Annotated in this window: 20 protein-coding genes; 18 read left to right on the top strand and 2 right to left on the bottom strand. The window is 50.3% G+C overall.

What is annotated here, in order from left to right; translation table 11 throughout:
* The first annotated feature begins 403 nt into the window (after positions 1–403).
* From celB to EKM94_RS11445, 4 genes are all read left to right on the top strand, one after another.
* Complete coding sequence (gene celB / locus EKM94_RS11460) at positions 404–1,771, top strand: PTS cellobiose transporter subunit IIC (protein WP_125602072.1); 1,368 nt, start codon at positions 404–406, stop codon at positions 1,769–1,771.
* Positions 1,772–1,789: 18 nt separating this feature from the next.
* The gene (locus EKM94_RS11455) at positions 1,790–2,920 is read left to right on the top strand and encodes a glycerate kinase (RefSeq protein ID WP_125602068.1); all 1,131 of its coding nucleotides are present in this window, start codon (positions 1,790–1,792) and stop codon (positions 2,918–2,920) included.
* Positions 2,921–3,027: 107 nt separating this feature from the next.
* On the top strand, positions 3,028–3,366 hold the full coding sequence (locus EKM94_RS11450; RefSeq protein WP_125602065.1) for a nucleotide pyrophosphohydrolase: 339 nt from the start codon (positions 3,028–3,030) through the stop codon (positions 3,364–3,366).
* A 148-nt stretch (positions 3,367–3,514) separates the two neighbouring features.
* Positions 3,515–4,216 carry an endonuclease/exonuclease/phosphatase family protein gene (locus EKM94_RS11445; protein WP_125602062.1) on the top strand — a complete coding sequence of 234 codons (702 nt, stop codon included), beginning with the start codon at positions 3,515–3,517 and terminating at the stop codon, positions 4,214–4,216.
* Positions 4,217–4,406: 190 nt separating this feature from the next.
* Here EKM94_RS11445 and EKM94_RS11440 read toward each other — a convergent pair whose 3' ends face one another.
* On the bottom strand, positions 4,407–5,180 hold the full coding sequence (locus tag EKM94_RS11440; RefSeq protein WP_125602059.1) for an HAD family hydrolase: 774 nt from the start codon (positions 5,178–5,180) through the stop codon (positions 4,407–4,409).
* A 273-nt stretch (positions 5,181–5,453) separates the two neighbouring features.
* Between EKM94_RS11440 and EKM94_RS12535 the strand changes: the two genes are divergently transcribed.
* The 4 genes from EKM94_RS12535 (at position 5,454) to EKM94_RS11425 (ending at position 11,781) form a co-directional block, all read left to right on the top strand.
* Positions 5,454–5,609 carry a hypothetical protein gene (locus tag EKM94_RS12535; RefSeq protein ID WP_164511229.1) on the top strand — a complete coding sequence of 52 codons (156 nt, stop codon included), beginning with the start codon at positions 5,454–5,456 and terminating at the stop codon, positions 5,607–5,609.
* Positions 5,610–5,645: 36 nt separating this feature from the next.
* Positions 5,646–6,587, top strand: coding sequence for a ferrochelatase (hemH, locus tag EKM94_RS11435; RefSeq protein ID WP_125602056.1), 942 nt, complete (start codon positions 5,646–5,648; stop codon positions 6,585–6,587).
* Positions 6,588–7,290: 703 nt separating this feature from the next.
* Positions 7,291–9,618 (top strand): HAD-IC family P-type ATPase, encoded by a 2,328-nt coding sequence (locus EKM94_RS11430; protein ID WP_125602053.1) that lies wholly within the window; start codon positions 7,291–7,293, stop codon positions 9,616–9,618.
* Positions 9,619–9,792: 174 nt separating this feature from the next.
* On the top strand, positions 9,793–11,781 hold the full coding sequence (locus EKM94_RS11425) for a heavy metal translocating P-type ATPase (protein ID WP_125602050.1): 1,989 nt from the start codon (positions 9,793–9,795) through the stop codon (positions 11,779–11,781).
* 55 nt (positions 11,782–11,836) lie between these two features.
* Here EKM94_RS11425 and EKM94_RS12530 read toward each other — a convergent pair whose 3' ends face one another.
* On the bottom strand, positions 11,837–12,001 hold the full coding sequence (locus EKM94_RS12530; RefSeq protein ID WP_164511228.1) for a hypothetical protein: 165 nt from the start codon (positions 11,999–12,001) through the stop codon (positions 11,837–11,839).
* 571 nt (positions 12,002–12,572) lie between these two features.
* Between EKM94_RS12530 and EKM94_RS11420 the strand changes: the two genes are divergently transcribed.
* From EKM94_RS11420 to EKM94_RS11380, 10 genes are all read left to right on the top strand, one after another.
* Complete coding sequence (locus EKM94_RS11420) at positions 12,573–12,797, top strand: hypothetical protein (protein ID WP_125602047.1); 225 nt, start codon at positions 12,573–12,575, stop codon at positions 12,795–12,797.
* A 204-nt stretch (positions 12,798–13,001) separates the two neighbouring features.
* Entirely contained in the window at positions 13,002–13,130 is a 129-nt protein-coding gene (locus EKM94_RS12935; RefSeq protein ID WP_263853264.1) for a hypothetical protein, read from the top strand.
* Entirely contained in the window at positions 13,115–13,375 is a 261-nt protein-coding gene (locus EKM94_RS11415) for a hypothetical protein (protein ID WP_125602044.1), read from the top strand. The genes EKM94_RS12935 and EKM94_RS11415 overlap by 16 nt, the downstream gene beginning before the upstream one ends.
* Before the next feature lie 154 nt (positions 13,376–13,529).
* Complete coding sequence (locus EKM94_RS11410) at positions 13,530–13,850, top strand: ArsR/SmtB family transcription factor (RefSeq protein WP_164511227.1); 321 nt, start codon at positions 13,530–13,532, stop codon at positions 13,848–13,850.
* 259 nt (positions 13,851–14,109) lie between these two features.
* Positions 14,110–15,177, top strand: a complete 1,068-nt coding sequence (locus tag EKM94_RS11405) for a DUF6574 domain-containing protein (RefSeq protein ID WP_125602038.1) — start codon at positions 14,110–14,112, stop codon at positions 15,175–15,177.
* A 286-nt stretch (positions 15,178–15,463) separates the two neighbouring features.
* A complete protein-coding gene (locus tag EKM94_RS11400; RefSeq protein WP_125602036.1) occupies positions 15,464–16,681 on the top strand; it encodes a glycosyltransferase family 4 protein in 1,218 nt (405 codons plus the stop codon).
* Positions 16,678–17,703 carry a glycosyltransferase family 4 protein gene (locus EKM94_RS11395; RefSeq protein ID WP_125602033.1) on the top strand — a complete coding sequence of 342 codons (1,026 nt, stop codon included), beginning with the start codon at positions 16,678–16,680 and terminating at the stop codon, positions 17,701–17,703. Before EKM94_RS11400 ends, EKM94_RS11395 begins: the two co-directional genes overlap by 4 nt.
* Positions 17,704–17,746: 43 nt before the next feature.
* On the top strand, positions 17,747–18,796 hold the full coding sequence (locus tag EKM94_RS11390) for a lysylphosphatidylglycerol synthase transmembrane domain-containing protein (protein WP_125602030.1): 1,050 nt from the start codon (positions 17,747–17,749) through the stop codon (positions 18,794–18,796).
* 283 nt (positions 18,797–19,079) lie between these two features.
* Positions 19,080–21,257 carry an LTA synthase family protein gene (locus EKM94_RS11385; RefSeq protein WP_125602027.1) on the top strand — a complete coding sequence of 726 codons (2,178 nt, stop codon included), beginning with the start codon at positions 19,080–19,082 and terminating at the stop codon, positions 21,255–21,257.
* Positions 21,258–21,281: 24 nt separating this feature from the next.
* Entirely contained in the window at positions 21,282–21,758 is a 477-nt protein-coding gene (locus tag EKM94_RS11380) for a Fur family transcriptional regulator (RefSeq protein WP_125602025.1), read from the top strand.
* Positions 21,759–22,479: the final 721 nt, after the last annotated feature.

The following is a 22,479-nucleotide window of genomic DNA, read 5'->3' as shown; positions in this document are numbered from 1 at the left end:
TCGGGCTGGGGGTGAGTCAGCCGCGATATTATTGTTGGCGATTTATCGCCTACAATAAGGCCGAGTTTTGAGATTTTCGGCGCACTTCCGAAAAGCTCAAAATCGTGCCCGCCGCGTTCCACCACCCCCAGCCCGACCTGGAGCCCCACCACATCTGCAATCCACCAACGCCACGCGCAGCGCAAACTGCGGACAATCTACTCTGCGACTTTCTCAAGCAGACTAGATTTAGTTCACCAGGCAAGTAATCTTACCCAGCACCACAACGTGGCAGTGACGGTCAAGATACAAAAAGCAAAGCGCGAAATTGCAATCGGTGGACAGCACCAGGCTTACTTTTCTATAATGAAGTTACAAATTGGGGACTCAGCTTGTTGCTAAGGTGAGAAAAGGAGTGGGTCAGATGCAAAAGTTTTTTAATTTCTTAGAGCAGCGCTTATTACCGCCATTGAATAAAGTGGCGAATACAAAAGTGATTCGGGGGATCATGAATGCGGGACTGACGGCGGTACCGTTTACGATTGTGGCTTCAATTTTCTTGATCATCAACAATCTGCCTCAGATCTTTCCCTTCGCGGCGGCTTTCTTTCAGCGCACGATCTTACGCTTCAGCGGCTTTTATATGGTCGCCAGTACGATGGCATTAGGCTCGATCGCGATCTATTATGCCTTGGCGGTGGGCTATTATTATGTGGCAGAATATCGGCGCAGCGGTGAGGAACAACTCAATAGTTTCACGGGCGCGATCTTAGCGTTAATGGCGTTCTTGATGACGATTCCTTCGGTGACTTTCGTTAAGGGGACGGCCACAACGAAAACAACCCCGATCACGGCGGGCGCGGGAACTGTTTCTGGTGTCACTTTTTCAGGCGGTTGGCTCAGTCGGTTCGGTGGGGTCGGTATTTTCATCGCGATCATCACGGGGATCTTGGCGGTACAGATCTATCGCTGGTGTATCAATCATCAGGTCACAATCAAAATGCCTGCCGGGGTCCCAGAAGGGGTCAGTCGTTCGTTCGCTTCGTTGATCCCGTCAATTTTGATCGCCATCGTGATGATCCTCATCAATCTTTTGCTTGGCCTGGCGGGAACCGATCTGCATCAACTGTTGTCGGCGCCGTTTGCATTTGTCAAGAATCTAACTGGATCCTGGCTGGGGATGGTGGTGATCTTGTTGCTGATCCATCTCCTCTGGATCGTGGGGGTCCATGGGACGGCTATTGTCAAAAACAGCTTCGTCAATCCAATCTTGTTGGTGGCCTTGACGGAAAACATCAAGGGCGGTCACAATATTTTCGCTGGGGATTTCATCAATATGTGGGTTTTTATTGGCGGCGCTGGTGGCACATTAGGACTGGTTCTCTTAATGAACTTCGCGGCCAAGTCGCAACAGCTACGGGTTTTGGGGCGGACCGCCTTGTTGCCAGGAATCTTCAATATCAATGAGCCTGTTATCTTTGGGGCGCCGATCGTCTATAATCCCTATCTGATCATACCTTTTATTCTCAATCCGGTCGTGACCGCATCGTTGGCATATTTTGCCATCAAGATCGGTTTGGTCGCCCAAGTCAGTTCCAGCATCGCCTGGATCTTGCCGGTGGGCGTGGGCGCTTGGCTGGGAACTAGTGGGAATTTTCCCGCTGCGCTGCTCGCGTTGGTCAATTTGGCTGTTTCCGTCGTGATCTACTATCCGTTTTTCAAATTGTATGATCAGAAATTGGCAGCGGCTGAACAAGCCGGCGCCAATCAATCGTCCGCAAGTCTGTCCTAAGTAGAAAAGGGTGAAAAAATGAAAATTGTCGCGGCAATTGATTCATTCAAAGGCTGTGCAACTTCGGCGGAACTCAATCAGGCTGCCTTAGCGGGGTTACCCAAAGAAATCGACACGGTCAGCATCCCTATCGCGGATGGCGGCGAGGGGAGTTTGGCCGTGGTGCAGCAGGCCTTAGGCGGTCGACTTGAAACCGCGCTGGTCGCTGATCCGTTAGGACGTAAAATTTGCGTTCCGTATTTACTGACGGATCTTGCTGGTGAAACAACGGCCGTGATCGAGGCGGCCCAAGTGCTGGGGCTCAACATGATCACGGCGGTGAGCGATGCCAACGCGCGGCGAGCCTCATCGTTTGGCTTAGGCGAGTTGATCAGGATTGTTTTAAGGCGCCGGCCCGTGGTCCAGCAAATCATGATTGCCCTGGGTGGCAGCGCAACTTCTGATGGTGGTTTGGGGCTGTTAGCGGGTTTGTTGGCTAGTCCGGAAACAACCTTCGTGGCCAATCCGCTCTTGCAGTCGGCGCCACTGGATTTAACGTTACTGGCGGCGGCGCGCAGGCGACTGGCCGGGGTGCGGCTAGTTGGGTTACCTGATGTTCAGGCCTTGTTTTCCGGTTCGACAGGCTTTGCCAAGGTTTACGCGACGCAGAAAGGCGCCAGTCCACAAACGATTCGGGAGCTAGATCAGCAGGCCACGGCGCTGCGGCAGCAGGTCGTTACTGCCGACCAATTCGACTTGGATCAGCTGGCTGGAAGTGGCGCCGCTGGTGGTTTAGGCGGGATGATCGCGCTCTTGGGTGGCAGCTTGTCCGGTGGCTTGACTACTTTGGCCAGCTTGACCGGATTGGAAGCCGCGTTGTCTACGGCGGATCTGGTCATTACCGGGGAAGGCCGGATCGATGCGCAAACGCTGACGGGCAAGGTTCCTTACGGCGTGGCGCGGTTGGCGGAGCGCCATCACGTGCCCGTTTTAGCCTTATGTGGCGCTCGCTCGGCGGATATTGGGATCATGGAGCGCCTGACGTTAGGTTGTTTTTGCATTCAGGCGGCGCCGGTCTCCTTAGCGGACGCAATAGACCGGCAACGGACGTTAGCCAATGTGAACCGTTTGACCCGGGAATTGGTGCAGGTTTTCTGCGCTAGGGAATAAGCAGGTTTTCATCGAAGAAAGCAAGCCGCGGCGTTCTTTCGCCGGGGGAAGATGCTATACTTACTGGTGGTATCAGCTGAATTAAGCAACCCAAAGGAGCAATCATCATGACAACACAAGATAGCATGGCAAAAATCAATCAGTTCCGCGACGAGCGACATTGGCGCCAATTCCATAATGAAAAGGATTTGGCCATTTCCATTTCCTTAGAGGCCAGTGAGTTGCTAGAACTGTTTCAATGGAAAACATCGGCGGAGGCGAAGGAGAAGCCGGAGCGTTTGCGGGAAGAATTGGCCGATGTTTTGATCTATTCTTATATGTTGGCCGATAATTTAGATTTGGATGTGGACGCGATCATTGCCGAGAAATTGCGCAAAAACGCGGTCAAGTATCCGGCCAGCACCAGTCATGATCTGCGGCAGACCAAACATCAGAGCTTCGATTAGCGCGAAAATGACCAGCGCCAATTCGTCCAGGCGCAATTGGCGTCGATAGCAACATAATCTGTAGGCAGTAACATAATCTAAAGAGACTTCAAAAGAGACTTCAAATGAGACTTCAATTGAGAGTCGGTTCAAGGTGGCAGGGCTAAAAATGTTATTGAAAAGTGGTACTTGGAATATCGCGTCAGGCTTGGGACCAGATTTACCAGCGTTGGCCGGGTTGATTCAGCAACAGGGGCTGGATCTGATCGGGTTGCAGGAGGTTGACCGGCAGACCCGGCGTTGTCCCCACGCCGTTGCCGAGGAACTGGCGGACTATTTAGGCTGGCAAGTCTTTTTTGCGCCGATTTTTCCACTGATGGGTGGTGAATACGGGCTGGCGCTGTTGTCACGCTGGCCGTTGCAGGCGCGGCGGGTGATTCATTATCGGGCTAAAGGCGCGGAGCCCCGGATCTTGCAAATGGCGCAGTTGCGGTTGGCGCCTGGGATAGAGCTGACGGTGGTCAACACGCATTTGAGTTTCGAGACGCCAGCGTTACGCCAACAGCAAATGCGGCAATTGCAACAGGAGCTGGCACCAGTGATTGGGTGCCAGCAGCCGCTGCTGATCACCGGTGATTTCAACACAGATCAGCGGGTCACTGAATGGGCTGATTTTAAGGGCCCATGGCAATTGACCAATGGCGCCGCGGGCCAGTGGCAGGCCACTTTTCAGGATGACGATCCGGCCATGCGGACGCGGGCCATCGACAATATCCTGTTCGCTAATGGACCGCGATTGCAACGGTGGCAAGTTGAGACCACGCCGCTATCTGACCATGCCATGTTGCGAGCTGAGTTTCAGCTGGGCTAACCTGATTTTTATGCCCCTTATTTTGAGCGAAAAAAACACGCGTGATTCTGGGAGGCGTTCTACTCCGCATCAGGCGTGTTTTAGTTAGCTGTAAATTATCGCCGGCGCACTGTGGATCAGGCGGCCTAGTCTGGCAAGGTGTTTGCCAAGCACGAAATCAGTTGGCGCTTGGCGCGATCGAACTGACTGGTTAAATGGCGGCTTGAGCGGCTTTTCGCGCGGTTAGTTGATCGATTGCCTGGTCAACGCTGGTGACCATATATCTGGCGTGGTCGCGGACGATTTGAGGGCTGTTCTTGAAGGTGAAGCCATTGGCGCAGACGTCCAGCATCGGGAGGTCGTTGTAGGAGTCGCCGATACAACCGACGTCGGGATCAGCGAGGCCGTAGTAGTCTTGAATGATTTTCAATGCCTTGCCCTTGGAGGTTTGCCAGTTGACACAATCGATCTCCGTGCCATTTTGAAAGCCTCGGATTGGCAAGCCTAACTGATTGAGCTCCTGCGTGACCGCGGCGGCGTGGGCTTCTGACTCTAAATGGAAGGACACGCGGTGGGCGGTGGGTTCGGTCAACGCCTCGGGGTCCGTGATCAACGTGATGTTATCACTTTCCCATTGTCGGGTATTGTGGTAGGCGTAAATTGTCCGATCCGTGACCACCATGCTTTCCAGGGTTGCGAAATGGTGCAGCACTTGCTTGATCGTCGCTAGTTGAAGATCAAATTGGGCGATAACTTCGCGTTCCTGGTTGAGAATGACACTCCCATTGTCCAAAATATAGAAATCGAAATCGAGAAAATCTTTAGTCAGAATATGAATCGAATCAAAGTCCCGACCGGTACAAATACCGAAAACATTACCGGCTTGTTGGAAATTCTTGATCGCGGCCAAGTCGCGGGTGCGAATGTGGGGATCTTCCGGATAGAAATATAAGGTACCATCAAAATCGCTGGCGAGCAGCTTCATGAATATAAACTCCTTCTTTGATAAACGACGTCATTGGTAATTATGCCAACCGGACTGAATTGTCACCGGTTCGCGTCAATGAGGCTTGAACGTGGTGTCACCACTGGTCGGTTAAAACCAACAGCCCTTAATTATACCGGAAAAACTGGCTGAGGTAAATGCGCCGGCGCATTTTGCCGATTGGCGGCGCTGGTCTCGCGATCGGTTATTTTCAGCAAACCAACCAGTGGACCTTAAACCTGTTATAATAAAGAAAAAATAGGATGTGACGAGATGGAAAAGCAAAGAGCGGTTCGTGACGGCGTCAGTTTCGGCTGCGTGCTCGCGATGATTATTTCCTATGTCAAATGGCATAGTATTATCTGGGCGGTGATTCATGGCTTGTTCAGTTGGGTCTATGTCATCTATTTTATTTTGCGTGGTTATTGAGTTTTTTCGACAAATCAATCTTCTCTGGAGGCAATCATGCGCAAACAAGGAATTCTCCTGATCAATCTGGGTTCGCCGGCAAAACCAGCGGCGCCAGAGGTCAAAACATATTTGGAACGCTTCCTGTCCGATCCGCGAGTGATCAAAACACCCCGGGCGATCTGGTTACCGATTCTCAAAGGTGTGATCTTGCAAAAGCGGCCAGCGAAATCGGCGGCGCTTTATCAACAAATCTGGCAAACGGCAGGGTCGCCACTGGTGATTTATGGGCGGGAGCAACAGCGCCTACTGCAAGCGCGTTTTCCTGAGGCTTGCGTGGAATTGGCCATGTCCTACAGCGAGCCTTTGATTCCCGATACGCTGACGCGCCTGCTGCAACATGGGGTAACGGATCTGACCGTGATTCCCTTGTATCCCCAATATTCAGGCACCACCGTGGGTTCGATTTTCGACGAAGTGATGGGTTTCTTCCGCAAAAGCGATCGAATCATCGATCTGCGTTTTGTCCATTCCTTTTTTGATCAACCGGCGTATTTGGATTACTTCGCCAATCAGATCAAGGCCAGTTTGGCTCAAGCCGAATATGATGGTCTCCTCTTTTCCTACCATGGGATTCCGGTTTCATATGTGCAAGCCGGTGATCCTTATCCGGAAGAGTGTCAGGCGACCACGGCGGGGATCATGGCGCGGGTCGGCGATTTTCCCTACTATCAGACTTTCCAGTCACGGTTTGGTCCCGATGAATGGTTAACGCCAGCGACGGACACGACGCTCAAGACCCTGCCAGGGCAAGGCGTCAAAAAGATTCTGGTCGTCGCGCCGGGATTTGTCGCGGATTGTTTGGAAACGATCCATGAAATCGACATCGAGAATCGGGCCTATTTCCTAGAAAATGGCGGCGAAGTCTTTACTTATTTGCCAACGTTCAACGATGACCCGGCGTTTACTGAAGTCTTGGCGGATATTCTCCAAGGCTAACAGGTCTGCCACTGGGCTACTGGGGCAATTCGGACGCTAACTTGGTGCTTGTCTAGCCCAGAAATCGACGGTTTCTCAAGCAAATTATTATCCGAGATTCCTATTTGCTTCTATAATAAAAATAACGATTGATTACCGGGATGGTGCTCCCGTAACTTGTTCAAGTGATGGCGCCTATTAAATGCTAGCGAAGGCTAGGTTTAATAGGCGCCTTTTTTGTTGGATTGCTGCGGGCAACTGACTTCTGCGCTTTGCTAGGCTAATGCTTGAAGGCAAACCGTTGTGGTTCGCACTGTGATTTGAAACGTGCTCGCCAGCCCAGTGCTTTCCGCTTAGCTACGTAACTGTTGTGGGAGCAAAGTTCAGCTCCCAAAACAGTTACTAGGCTAATGCTCAAGCACTACCCGGGTCGGCTCGCACTCTGATTTGAAACGTGCTCGCCAGCCCAGTGCTTTCCGCTTAGCTACGTAACTGTTATGGGAGCAAAGTTCGGCTCCCAAAACAGTTACTAGGCTAATGCTCAAGCACTACCCGGGTCGGTTCGCACTCTGATTTGAAACGTGCTGCGCGCAACTGACTTCTGCGCTTAGCTACGCAAAGGTTCTGGAAGCAAAAAGCGGCTTCCAAAACCTTCGCTAGGCTAATGCTCAAAGTCAACCCGTTGCGCTCCGCACTCTGATTTTGTGTTGAGGGGGAGTTTGGGATGGCGGTATCACAATTGGAACAGCAATACTTTGGTTCGGGGCTTGATCCCACGGCTGTGGCGGCGCAGCGGCAACGTTTGGGGCAAAATAAATTGGCCTTTCATGAGCCGACGTTTGGCCATGGTGTCCTGATGCGGCTCTGGAATCCCACGGCTTGGTTACTGGAAGCGGCGATGATTTGTGAGTTCGTTCTTGGCAAGCAAGTTCAGGCCATTTTTGTCTTGGCGCTGTTGCTCTTCTCGGCCATTGATGGGGAAATCATGGCGACTAAGGCCAAAAGGGAATTACAATTGGTGCGCGAACAGGTTCAGTTGCAGGTCCGGACTTTGCGGCAGGGGAGCTGGCAATGGCTGGATGCCCAGGATCTCGTCTGTGGCGATATTGTCCATGTCCGTGTTGGCGACGTCCTAACGGCTGATGCTAAGGTGCTGCTAGGGGGCATGAACCTGGACGAAGCCGCTTTGACCGGGGAGAGTCAACCTCAAGAAAAGGCCAAGGGAGCAGTTGTTTTCGCGGGTAGTGTCGTTCGCCAAGGCGAGGCAATCGTTGAACTCACTGCGGTTGGCACCCAAAGTCGCTACGGCAAAACCATTGACCTGATCAAAACTTCAGAGGCGCCGGGGCATTTGCAAAAGTTGCTTTTGCAGGTGGTGCGGTATTTGGCGGCGCTTGATGCCTTTCTAGCGGTGTTATTATTGTTCAACGCCCACTGGGAGCACTTGTCTTTGGGCCAGCTGTTTCCGTTTCTAGTAATTCTGATTATCGCGACGATCCCGATTTCTATGCCGGCGAGTTTTACGGTGGCCAACGCGGTGGAAGCCAAACAATTGGCCCAGCAACACATTCTGGTGACCGGCTTGACCGCGATCCAGGAAGCGGCGGCGCTGGATATTCTCTTAGTAGATAAAACCGGCACGCTGACGAAGGCTGAATTAAGTTTGCGGTCGGTGGTGCCCTTTTACGACTTTAAGCAGCAGGATGTTTTGACGGCAGTGGCGGCAACCACTGATTATGGCGCCAATGATCAGGTCAGCCGCGCCTTGATCAAAGCGGTGTTGGCCGCCGAAGTCCCAGTGTGGCCGCAGGTTGAATTGCAACCCTTTGCGCCGGATCATCGCTATGCCCAAGCTGACGTTACCGGCGCTGATGGTCAACGGGTCAGTTATTTACTCGGCAGTACCACGTTGCTGAATCCCGCTGTGGAACTGGCCAAGCCGGCGTTGGTGACGCAGACGATCTCAACTTGGTCCCAAGCCGGTTCAACGGTGTTAGTCTTGATTGAACATTCGAGTACGCACACGCGCTTGTTGGCCTTGTTGGAACTGGCGAGCACCATTGCGCCTGGATCGGTCGCGGCGTTAGAGGAGTTACAGCAACAAGGGCTGAAGATTTTGATGGTGACGGGGGATACTCCGGCCACCGCGCGGACGATCGCCCGGCAAGTTGGTTTGACCGGTCCGATTTTTGACCAACATGATGCGGCGACCCTGGCTGATTTCGATTGGCAAAAAGGGGCGGGAGTGGCCAATATGTTGCCTGAGGATAAGTTGAGCCTGGTCAAAATGCTCCAACAACAGGGCCATACAGTAGGCATGCTGGGTGATGGCGTCAACGATGGTCCCGCTTTGAAGCAGGCCAACGTGGGGATCGCGGTCAGTACGGCCACGGCGATTGCCAAGAAATCGGCTAGCGTCGTGTTGACCGAAGACCGCTTGACCGATGTTAGCGCGATCGTTGCCAGTGGCCATCGGGTCTATCAGCGGATGTTGACGTGGACCCTGACGAAATTATCACGAACGGCCCAGTTGGCCACATTGCTGACCTTGGGGTATTTGCTGACGGGCTTTTTCCCCGTTTCACTCAATTTGATTGTCTTTATCGTGATCATGAATGATTTGGTGACCTTGGTTTTGGGAACAGATCACACCCGACCCAATTCATTACCCGAGCAGTGGGACTTACGGCGCTTGCTAGGGCGCGCGGGCAAATTGGCCTTTGTCTGGGTGGCTGAGGGTTTGATTTTCTTCATGCTTTTGTGGCAACGAACAGGGTTAAGTGAACCGCAATTAAGCAGTGTGATGTTTCTCTTCCTGATCAGCAGCGCGTTGTTAACGATTCTGATCACGCGGCGGACCGATCAGCGTTGGCATCCCGGTCCCAGTCGCGCCGTCCTAGAAATGATTTGCCTGGACCTCATCGCCACGATCTTGATGGTCAGCTGCGGTTGGTTTACCGCGGCGATCACGTGGCCGTATATTATCAGCACCTTGATTTTGGCGCTAGTAACGGCGATCGCGTTGAAATACAGCTTGGGCACCGTCGCATAGCCAGGCGTCAACGCCGGCCCGGCTCTAACAAAAAGTAAGCGAGAAAGCCTGGTTTTTCAGGAACTTAACCGCTTACTTTTATTTTTGATTTTAGTTGTAAAAGGCTTGCATTTTCGAATAACGTATGCAATAATCTTCATATGAACTAAACAACATATGAAGGAGGCTGCAACTATGCAAATCAATCAATCCAATGAGCGCGCTGCAAGCTGCGACCAAAAACAGAATTCAACGCAACACCCTGGTCAAACAACTAAAATCAATCAGGAACAAGCTGATCGCAATCATGAAAAAACCGCATTACGGCTTTATCTGTTAGGACTTGTCCTATTCCTGGGGGCCTGGCTGATCAAGACGCCCAGCCCTTGGCTCAATGATATCGGCTTCGTGCTGGCCACTTTGACCGCGGGGTATCACGTCATGTTAGAGGGCTTCGGTGAAACTATCAGCGACTCCCGCCGCCAAAAACGGTTCGCGCCAAACATCCACATCCTAATGACTTTAGCCGCGGTCGGCGCCATTTTAATTGGCAGTTTCGAAGAAGCGGCCTTGTTGATCTTGATTTTTGCCGGCGCCCACTTCCTCGAGGAATACGCGGAAGGCAAAAGTAAACGTGAAATCACCAAACTATTGAAAATGAATCCGACTGAAGCGCGACTTGTCCAGGCCGATGGCACCACCAAAATTGTGCCTGTGGCGGAACTGGCGATCGGTGATCAGGTGCAAGTTCTCAATGGCGGCCAAGTTCCCACGGATGGTCGTATTCTTAGCGGGACCACCGCAATTGATGAAGCGTCGATCACTGGCGAAAGTATCCCTAAAGAGAAGACCGTGGGGGATGAAGTTTTCGGCAGTACGATCAATGGCAATGGCACTTTTCTGATGACGGTGACTAAGGATAGCAGTGAAACCGTCTTCGCCAAGATCCTGCAGCTAGTTGATCAGTCGCAGAATAATTTGACGAAAGCGGCCACGAAGATCAAGAAAATCGAGCCGATTTATGTTCAAGCTGTTTTGTATTTATTCCCCTTGGTTATTCTTGCCGGTGCGTTATTGCTGGGTTGGTCTTGGTCGTTGAGTTTATATCGGGGGATGGTCTTTCTGATCTCCGCGTCCCCTTGCGCTTTAGCGGCCAGCGCTGTGCCAGCCACCTTATCGGGGATTTCCAACTTGGCCAAGAAGGGCGTCCTGTTTAAAGGCGGGGCCTACTTGGCTAACCTTAGTGACCTGCAAGCGATCTGCTTCGACAAAACCGGTACCCTGACCGCTGGGAAACCAGTCGTCACCGACGCCGAGTTCTTCGGGCTGACAGAACCAGAGCAGCAACACCTGTTGGCCGTAGTCACCGCAATGGAAAAAAGCGCTAATCATCCCTTGGCGACAGCAATCGTGACCAAGTTTGCTGACCAAGTTCCCGCTTTACCGATCAGCGCCAGCAATCAAGTCGGCGAAGGCTTGACCGCCACCTATCAACAAGTCACTTATCAAATCGCGAAACCCAGCGTTTTTCCAACGGTTAGCGCAACCATCAGCCAGCGGCAAGCGCAATTGGCCCAAGCCGGCAAAACCGTGGTTTACCTGGCGCAAAATCATCAGGTCGTCGGGTTGCTAGCTTTGATGGACGTGCCAAATCAGAACTCGCAAGCGGCGATTGCTTATTTCAAACGGCAACACGTGCACACAACCATGATCACCGGCGATGCGCAGGCAACCGGCCAGGCGGTCGCCCAACAGCTCCAAATCGATTCCGTTGTCGCCAACGTTTTACCCGAGGATAAATCTAGCATCATCGCGCAACAGAAAGCCCAATATGGCCTAGTCGGCATGGTTGGCGACGGCGTCAACGATGCGCCCGCCTTAGTTAAGGCAGATGTCGGCATCGCGATGGGCGACGGAACCGATGTCGCGATCGATGTGGCGGATGTAGTCTTGATGCAAAATGACCTGTCGAAACTAAGCTATGCCCACCGAACTTCTAAACGGCTCAACCGTGTTGTCTATCAAAATATGATCTTCTCAATGATCGTGGTTTTATTGCTGGTCACACTTAATTTCATGGGCCAAATGGATATTGCTTTAGGCGTGATCGCCCATGAAGGCAGCACGCTAGTTGTGATTCTTAATGGCTTGCGGCTGTTGATCCCATCGCGGATCAAGGCCTGAGCGGGCAACGGTTGAATTTTATTGGGAGTGACGGATTCCTATTCTGATCTCTTGCTTAATTGCGGGTGTGGTTGGGTTTTGCGCGTGAGCGCAACCGGCTGGGACTGCTGATGCGGACTGGAACGTGGTGGGCGCTGTTTTGAGCCAATCCGCAAAGATCGCGGCTTGTCTCAAAATCAGGCCTTGTCCTAAGCGGCAGAGCCGCCAAGGACAATTTCACCACTGAGCCGCGCAGTCCCAGCCGGTTGCTAGACAGAATTGAGCTTATCTGCAATCGTGGTGAAGGATTTGACGAAGTTCTTTTGCAAGTGTGATGGTCAAAGCCATCACACTTTTTTGGTGGCACGGCAATGCCAACGGATTATGGAAACTTAGACTCCGTGCTTGATTTTTTTGCTTAATTTCAGGCGTGGTGGGTTTAGGTGTGGACGCAACCGCCTCAGGACGTTTGTCGTGGCTGGAACGCAGTGGGCACTGTTTTGAGCCAATCCGCAAATCCAGCGGCTTGTCTCAAAATCAGGCCTTATTCTAAGCGATAAATCGCTAAGAATAATCTCACCGCTGAGCCATACGTCCTGAGCCGGTTGCTAGGCAGAATTGAGCTTATCTGCAATTGAAGTTGGGTATCTGACGAAGTTCTTTTGCGAGCTAGAGGTCAAACAATTGCCCGCTTTTTGGGTGGTATGGCAATGTCAACTAATTCTGGAAGCCGAGATGCCGTTCTTGATCTTTCGCCTAATTGCAGGTGTGGTGAGTTTAGGTGGGAACGCAACCGCCTCAGGACGTTTGTTGTGGCTGGAACGCAGTGGGCATCGTTTGAAGCCAATCCGCAAAACCGGCGGCTTGTCTTCAAATCGAGCCTTGTCATAAGCGACAAAGCCGCAAAGGACAATTTTACCGCTGAGCCACACGTCCTGAGGCGGTTGCTAGGCAGAATTGCGCTTATCTGCAATCGAAGTTGTGTATCTGACGAAGTGGTTTTGCGAGCTAGAGGTCAAACAATTGCCCGCTTTTGAGGTGGTACTGCAATGCCAACAGATTTGGATTAGGCGGTCGGGACATTTCGGATAATGACGCCAACTTTATCTCACTTACCTAAGCGTGTTTGAGTTCGCAATCGACCGATTCAGCTAATTCATCAAGAACTTGCCTCAGTTCATCAGACAGACTGTGCTGGTGTCGCCAATTCAAGGATTGTAGCCACTAACCACGGCCGTCAATTGCGTGGTTCCCCATCAATTGGCCATAGCTTGCCAGTTGCCGTGAGGGCTCAAACGGCTGTTAAAACGTTGAGCGGCTGGAGCGGAGAAATTCGGGGTGAGATCGCCGTGAAATGGTTGAGAGTGTGAGCCGACCTGGGCAGCTTCTGAGCATTAGCCTAGCAAAAATTTTGGAGGCTGGGCTTTGCCTCCGAAGTTTTTGCGTAGCTAAGCGGAAGAAGCTAGGTCGGCGAACACGTTTGGCGGCTCTGCCGCTTAGGCCAAGGCTCAGCTTTGAGATTCGCGGGTTTTGCGAAGCTCAAAGTGATGCCCACAGCGAGCTCACCCCGAATTTCGCAGCGCAAGCCGCGGCCAACCTACTTTCATCTGCCTAGCGCCGCGGCCAAGCTACTTTTGCCTCGTCACGCACACCAACTAACTTTTTCTTTGCGCTTTTTGCCAGAAATCGGTAAAATCATGTATAATAGATAAGCGTTTGGTAAATAGCACTTGATGACTAGTGTTGCGACGATCAAAGGGGCCCAAAAAATGAGTCAAGATAACAAGCTGATTGATGATGATCGGCTACTTCAAAAAGTTCAAAAAATCTTTCACATCCTCAGTAATGAAACGCGGTTGCGGATTATTCTAAGTTTGGATGAGCAAGAAATGAATGTCCGCCAATTGGAGGAAGCAGTGGGGTTGTCTCAATCGGCGATTTCCCACCAGCTGGCGATTTTGCGTGAGTGTGATTTGGTCAACTCGGAAAAGATCGGCAAAACGCGGGTCTACCGGCTGTCGGATGATCATGTGCGCGGAATGATCGACACGTTGGTGATTCACAGCCAGGAACAAGATCAGCAAGAATAATCGGTCGAAATCAAGGCAAACTTGGTTTCGGCTTTTTTGTTAGCGCTGACTGCGCTGGCTGGAACTGAGTCAGCCGGGCTAAGTCGGTGGGTTTTCGCTGCGGCAACTGGCGCTTTGCAGGAATCTTCTCCAAAAAGAATCGGTAAAATCGTTGGAAATAATTGCACTTTAAGGCTTGAATGCGCATACTAGAAGTAACGAAATCAGTTATGACGCTAGGTCGACAGTTTGATTCGGCGTCATTTGGAGGGAACTACTTATGGAAAAATGCCCAAATTGTGGTCAGGAACTGCCTGCGACTGCCACGGAGTTTTGCCCGCACTGTGGTTATCAATTGACACAGGCGCAACCGACGTCTAGTAAAGATGAAGCGCCCGCGGGTACGGCTTCGCAAAATGCGGCCACGCCGGATCCTGCGATATCAACAACCGCGCCGGTCCAGCCAGTCACACACGCATCAACCGCTGGTCAGTCAGGTGCGGTGGATTCCAGTGCGGATTCCAGTGCGGATTCCGATAAAGGGTACGATGAAGGTTCCGGCGTCGGTTCAGAAGCCGGTTCTGATCGTGAACCGACCGCGCCGGCCAGCGCTGATCACGCCAAAGAAGCGGCTGCGGCTCAGGAACCCGACGCTGACGAGGATGACGAATATATTGATGTTCAGCCTTCACCAACGTGGGCGTTCATTAAAGCGTACTGCCGCTCTTTGAACAATAGCGTGATTCATCCGCACTTAGAAGCGCCTACAGGTAATTGGGACGGGTTGATCAACCTTGGTTTGATCGCCGTCTTTACCAGTTTGGCTTTGGCCCGTTTTGCCAGTAAACTGGTCAATCTCTTAATGATGAATTTGAATCTCATGGGGCTGAATCTGAATCTTCAACTCAAGAGTTCGTTGATGGGCTTTTGGTTCATTTTGATTTTAGTGCTTTTGGTCTTCGTGATTCGGGTTTTGGCGCTGTGGGCTTATCAACATTTGGCGCTAAGACAGACCACCAGTTTTCTAACGGCGGTCAACCAATTGTTCATGCCGATCAGTTTAGCGGTTTATACGTCGATCGTTGGCTTTGTGTTATCATTGGTGATCACACCGTCAACTTTCTTGGCCTTTCTGATCGTGGCGCCGTTGATCTTGCTTGATGTGGCCTTTGTGGGTTCATTGTGGGTCAATAGTCAAGGCCAAGCCGGTGGTCAGCGCTTTTATTTGATTTTGATCACGGTGGTGTTGACGACGGTGATTCTAGGCATTGTCAGCCGGATGTTATTGGGCACCATGCTGCAACAGTCGAATATTATGAATATGATGAGTCACTTCATGGGCAATTGATGGGTCAAAAGATCACCCAGTTAGTCCAGATTCGCCGATAGCGGCTGAAGCCAAAGTATCCAAGTCAAAGTATCCAAGTCAGATTGACTTGGGTGCTTTTTTGGTGGTGGGGCGGTGCCGGAAAGGTTAAGGCGGCTAAGCGGGTCAGGGCAAGCGGTCTGAGAGAAAAACCCGACTTTAGGCGGTTTTTAAAAGCTTACAGTATTGTTAGAATAGGCTTTGTTATTGCATTGGGTTTTAGGAATCTTTATAATTGGTGTCAGTTAGTTCGAGAGGGGGAAGGATTTTGAATATTGGTATGTTTACCGATACTTATTTTCCTCAAGTAAGTGGTGTGGCCACATCGATCCGCACGTTAAAAGAGGATTTGGAACGGAAAGGGCATCACGTTTATATTTTTACGACCACTGATCCTGGTGTCGATCCTGAAGAAGTCGAGCCAAATGTGTTTCGCTTTGCCAGTGTGCCGTTTATTTCTTTTACGGATCGGCGGATCGCGGTGCGCGGTGTTTTCCACGCGTTGGAAGTGGCGAAAGAATTAGATTTGGATCTCGTTCATACGCAAACTGAATTTTCCATGGGCTGGATCGGTAAGTTTGTCGCGAAAAATTTAAAAATCCCTTGTGTTCATACATATCACACGATGTACGAGGATTATTTGCATTACGTGATGAATGGGAAATTATTGCGCCCTTATCATGTCAAACAGTTCATTCGTGGGTTTGTGACCCACATGGATGGGGTGGTGGCGCCCAGCGAACGGGTCACCGAAACTTTGCGGCGTTATGGGATCAAGATCCCGATCCGCGTTATTCCTACTGGTGTCGATATTCGCGCGTTGGATCAAGCGCATCCGCAAGACGTGGCTCAGTTGCGGACCGCGCTGAATTATAGCGAGGATACGCCGGTGCTGATGTCATTGAGTCGGGTGGCGCCTGAGAAGAAAATCGATCAAATTTTGCAGACGTTACCGGCATTATTGGCTGACTTTCCCGATTTGCGCTTCTTGGTTGTCGGCGACGGACCTGGTCGCGAGGATCTGGAAACGTTGGCGGCGTCCTTAGGGGTCGCCAGCGCGGTGGATTTCGTTGGTGAAATCAATCATGACCAGATCGCCCCATACTATCAGTTGGCTAATCTGTTTGTTTCGGCCAGTGATACCGAGTCACAAGGACTGACTTATATTGAAGCCATGGCGGCGGGACTGAAATGCGTGGTTCGCAGTGGCGAATACACGGATGATTTATTTGACAGCCCGGATATTGGCACAACTTTCCGTGATTTAAACGAAATGAAATTGCAAGTCAGCAATTATTTGTGTCATCCCCATGCTTTTTTGGATCCCGAACCGCGGCAACGTAAGCTTTATAATATCTCAGCGGATCATTTCGGCGATCAAGTGATGGCGTTTTATCAGGACGCCACCGATAATTATCATCTGATGAATTTGAACCGGTTAAGTGTGACCGGTCATGTTTCCGAACGGAGTGAAGAGCGTCTATGATCCAGATCAACATGTTCTCGTCAGCGGATAAAGTCGCCGGCCAAGGTGTCGGCAGCGCTTATTTGGAGTTGATCCGCCTGTTGCGCGAACGTCTGAGTGACCAATTCGAGGTAACAATCAATCATTGGGGACGGGCGGATGTGACCCACTATCACACAATCGATCCTCAATTTTTCTTGTCGACTTTTTCCAAGAAACGGGGTCGTAAGATCGGCTATGTCCACTTCTTGCCGGAAACGATCGAAGGCTCACTGCAATTGCCGGGTTTCGCCAAAAAGGTGTTCTATGCCTACATGATCAAGTTCTACAAACGTATGGATCATTTGGTGGTGGTCAATCCTAGCTTCATTCCTAAAATAATGGCCTATGGGATCCCGCGGGAGAAAATCAGCTATATTCCCAACTTTGTTTCACCGGTGGCGTTTCCCAATCGTGACGCTGCCACTAAGAAGGCGCTCCGGCAACAATACCAAGTGCCAGCCGACCGCTTTGTCGTTTTCGGATCGGGCCAGGTCCAGCAACGTAAAGGCGTGGATGATTTCGTTAAGCTGGCTCAGCAGAATCCCCAGGTTCAATTTATTTGGGCGGGGGGCTTTTCCTTTGGGAAGATGACCGATGGCTATGATCGCTTCAAGAAAATTATTGATAACCCGCCAGCGAACTTACGCTTTACCGGGATCGTTCAGCGGGCAGAGATCGCCGATTATTTGAATCTGGCCGACCTCTTCTTTCTGCCGTCATATGACGAGCTCTTCCCCATGTCTGTGCTGGAGGCCTTTAGCTGTGGAACCCCGGTTTTGTTGCGAAACTTGACCTTGTATGAGGCGATCATCGCCGGCGCTTATGCTGGTGCCGATGATTTGGCCGGATTTAATGTGGCCTTGCGCCAGTTTGAAACCGATCCTGATTTTTATGAACGCTATCGTCAATTGGCGGTTTCGACGGCGCACGAATATTCACCAGAACATTTAGCGGCGATCTGGTCCCAGTTTTACCAGGATCAGGCGCGCGTTAGCAGGTAGCAAAATCGTTGAGACCAAGTGTGTCAACAGATAGGTGGACCTCATGAATCGGAAACATAAAATCGTTTTAGGGTTGATGATCTTGCTGGGTGTTATTATTTTCTGGCACGAAAGCAAGGACATTGATTATCATCAAGTGATCCATGGGTTGAACAATTTGAAATGGGGCTGGCTGATCGTTGCAGTTGGCCTCATGTTATTGTCAATCGTTTTGGAAGCATTTGTGGTGGGGGCGCTCCTCCATCGTCAGGGCGAGCCGCGGCAACCCTTCATCAATTTATTGCGGATCCCGCCGATCGAGGCTGTCTTCAATGCCGTGACCCCGTTCTCTTCCGGCGGGCAACCAGCGCAATTGGTGGCGCTGCTGCAAATGGGCTATGAAGGTGGCCGCGCTAGTTCTGTGCTCCTAATGAAATTCATTATCTATCAAGTTGTGGTTCTCTTTAACTTTATTCTGACCATGATCGTTGGGTTCCGCCAAGTTGTTGGTCAGTTCAACGGTCTGGCCTTATTGATCACTTTCGGCTTTGTGATCCATATTTTTACCATTGGGATGTTGCTGATGGTCATGTTTTATTATCGTTTCACCAAAAACATGACTATCAAGCTGTTTGCCCTGCTGAAACGACTCTTTAAACGACCAAAAATCGATCAATGGCAAATAAAAGCATTACAAAAGATTGAAACTTTCCATGAAGAAAGCTTACAATTGAAACGGGAGAAGAAAAAGGTTCTGAAAGCGTCCCTGTTGACCTTAGCGCAACTGATCGCCTATTACCTGATTCCTTACTTTGTTTTATTGGCGTTGAATGTGCCGCGGGTCAATATGTTGACGGTCTTCAGTATGCACGTGATGATCGTCATGATTACCTCGATTTTCCCGATCCCCGGCGGTGCCGGTGGGGCTGAATATAGTTTCAAAACGTTATTCTCTGCTTTTGTGCCCAATACCACGGCGTTGATCTTAGGCATGTTTCTGTGGCGTTTCATCACGTTCTATTTGGGTATTATTTTCGGGATCGTAGCGGTGGCGATCAAAGCGCGGCCAGTGCGTCAGGGCGATTCGGTCGCGATTTCAGAACAAAAAGATTGATTTTCCCTAAAGAATTAGTTACGTTTTAAGTGAGAAATAAGCGAGGCGGCGGTTATTCTGGTACAATCTCCTGTGATGAGCTATTGGTTTGACGATTCTGGTCAGACCGGGCGCTCGAGTTGGATCAGGTCAGGTAGTTGCCCTTTGTTTAGCGTTGCGCTAAATTACTGGCAGGTGTTTAGGCCAGGGATCACTTTAACCATAGCAGCAAGCGGCGTCGTTGGCGGCGAGTTTGCTGAGCTAAGATTATGGCCTGAAATTAAGGCGAGTACGGAGGATTTTCATGAAGCGTTTCGCAAAGAAACTTGGATCATTTTGGAACAGTCGCTGGGGGTTCTTCCTGTTAGCGGTATTGCTGTTCTGGGCGAAGACTTTTTACGCCTACCAAGCGAAGTTCAATTTGGGTTCCAAAGGGAGCATGCAGCACTTGTTGCTGGCATTGAATCCATTACCTACCACGTTATTACTTTTTGGGATCGCGCTATATTTCAAAGGGCGTAAATCATATATCATTTTGTTGGTCATCGATTTCTTGACCAGTTTTTGGCTTTTTGCCAATGTCCTTTATTATCGCGAATTCTCAGATTTTCTGACCTCAACCTTGATCAAAGGAAGTGGCGCGGCTTCAAATAATCTGGGCAAAAGTGTGGTCGGCATTGTTCAGCCGACCGACTTCTTGGTCTTTTTGGATCTTTTGATTTTGATCATCTTGTTGGCGACTCGGCTGATCAAGGTCGATGTGCGCCCAATCAAGAAATTAGTTGCTGGCACTTTGACGGCCTTTGCCGTGCTCTTCTTTGGCTTTAACCTGTCAATGGCGGAGAACGATCGCTCTGGATTGTTGACGCGGACTTTCGATAATAACTATATCGTTAAGTATTTGGGCTTGAACTCTTATGCGGTCTACGACACGGTCAAAGCCGCGAAAACCAGCGCGGTTCGGGCCAACGCAGACGCCAGTGATCTAACTTCAGTCCAGAACTATATCAAAGAAAATTATGTTCCTGGCAATCCTGAATATACAGGGATCGCCAAAGGTAAGAACGTCTTCGTCATTCACTTGGAGAGTCTTCAGCAGTTCATGATCGACTTTAAGTGGCAGGATGAAGAGGTGACGCCGGTCCTCAACAAGATTTACCACAATAACAATACCCTGAGTTTCGACAATTTCTTCCACCAGGTCGGGCAAGGCAAGACCGCCGATGCGGAATTGATGCTGGAAACGTCACTGTTCGGTTTGCCTGAAGGGGCAGCCATGGTCACGGCCGGCACCAGTAACACTTGGCAAGCGGCGCCGGCGATGCTGGACGAACAAGGGTACACCACCGCTGCTTTTCACGGTGATGTGGCCAGTTTCTGGAACCGGGACAACACCTATAAAAAATGGGGCTATGATTACTACTTCAGCAAGAGCTTCTACGATGTCAAGAAAGGCTATGAAATCGGTTATGGGATGAAGGACAAGATTTTCTTGCAGCAGTCCGCCCAGTACATCGAGCAATTGCCGCAGCCTTTTTACGCGAAGTTGATTACCGTGACGAATCACTATCCTTATGGCCTCGACAAGAAGAATCAAACCATCGAAAAAACCGATACAGGTGACTCCACCGTTGATGGGTATGTCCAAACGGCCCGTTACTTGGATCAAGCGATCGGCGAGTTTATGGACTGGTTGAAGGCGACTGGTTTGGATAAGACCAGTATGATTGTTTTCTATGGCGACCACTATGGCATTTCCTCCAATCACCGGAAAGCCGTGGCGCAGTTGTTAGGCAAGGAAAAAATCACCGATTATGACAATGCCCAGTTCCAGAAAGTGCCTTTCATGATTCACATGGCTGGGCTAACTGGCGGGATCAATCACACTTACGTCGGTGAAATCGATGTTTTACCGACGTTGATGAATCTGTTGGGCTTATCGAATAAAGACTATATCCAGTTTGGCACTGATCTGCTGGCGGATAAACGTGATCAAACCGTAGCCTTTCGGAATGGCGATTTCGTCACACCGGAGTATACTAAGGTTGGGAGCACCTATTACAGCACGAAAACAGGTGAAGCGGTCAAGAAGTCCGATCCGAAGATCAAAGAGGTCCTAGACCAATTGACCAACCATGTTTCCACAGAGCTATCGTTGTCTGATAGTGTGATCAATGGCGACCTGTTACGGTTCTATACGCCAAAGGACTTCAAAAAAGTGGATCCGTCTGACTTTAGCTATAAGTACAGCACGGTGCTCGCCGAATTGAAGAAAACCCAGAAGAAAGCGAAAACCAGCGTTCTTTATCAAAACGATCAGAAATCAACGGTGGATCTTTATAAGACAGACGCGCCTGAACTCGCCGCTGATTCTGAAGGTGAGTCTAGTTCAAGTAGCAGCTCAAGTAGCGGCAGCAGTAGTAGCTCTAGTAGTTCGTCGAGTAGCAGTTCGTCGTCCAGTAGTTCGAGCAAGGCCGACTGAGTTTGAGTGACCGGAAAGTCCGAGGTGAACAACATATCAGAGAAACGATATCGTGAAGCGTTAGCGTTGCTGCGGCAACAACAGGTGCGGATCACGCCGCAACGTGAAGCGATCCTTCGGTTGTTGGTCAGCTCCAAGAGTCATCCCACCGCGGAAGCGATCTTTAGTGAAATTCAGGATAACTTCAGCGGCATCAGTATCGCCACAGTCTACAACAACCTGCGTCTCTTCAAACGCTTGGGGATCATCCAAGAGTTGACCTATGGCAATGAGCCAGGTCACTTTGACTTTGCCCAGGTGCGCCATTTTCACGTGGTTTGTCAAAATTGTGGTCAAGTTGTGGACGTTTATTACCCTGACCTCGGCAAGATCGAGCGACTGGCGGAGAATTTGACCGGATATCAAACCATCGGCAACAACATCGAGGTCTATGGAATCTGTCCTGATTGCCAGCGAAAGTTAGCGGCGAGCGCCACTGATTCCGCGCCAAGCAACTTTTAGGCCGGTTGGATTGAATTGAAGGCTCCTTGGATTTACAGGAAAATCACCGAATGCATCATTGCTATCGCAAGTGCAGTCGCACGTCAATCATTTGATTGGTGTCGCGGACTGACTTGCGATTTTTTAGTTTCTGGACGGTGCACACCAAAGGTTTAGCGAATTCTGGCGGATCGGTATTAACCGGGATAATACTATTTTGGGACGCCTTCTTTAGCAACATGGCTCTGATAATGTTCGGCGAAACGTGCAGAACGGATTCGGTTGCTTGGGTCAGACCGGTTTTGTTTTGGTGGTTGTTTGTGGGTGGCGGGATCATTTTTTGATGTTTTTATATTATTCATGAAGGACGCTCAGCTTTGTTTTAATAGGATTTAGTCAACGGAACTGGGATTTTCTTAGTCACTTCGCCACTTTTTTGTAAAATTAGACTTGCGCCAGTCGATTTGATTTGGTAAACTATTCAAGTTGCGTTTTATAGCACACCTTTACAGGTACGTGTGACCGAGCAAGTGATGATCAATTTTTTGAAAATAATCATTGACTTACCTTTGGCTGACATGATATTATGTATAAGTTGCTGTTGCGACAAGGTAGACCTTTGAAAACTGAACAAAGTTTCGATAAATGTGCAGGGTCGATAGCGATTTCGGTCGTTATCTACAAAGAACATTTGCGAAGTCAATTCGCTAGTTAATGAATTTAAAATTGAGTCTAACTCAAA

This window comes from Lapidilactobacillus achengensis (assembly GCF_003946655.1).
GTDB lineage: Bacteria > Bacillota > Bacilli > Lactobacillales > Lactobacillaceae > Lapidilactobacillus > Lapidilactobacillus achengensis.
The sequence above is the reverse complement of the archived record's forward strand: the minus strand, read 5'-3'. Positions and strand labels throughout refer to the sequence as shown.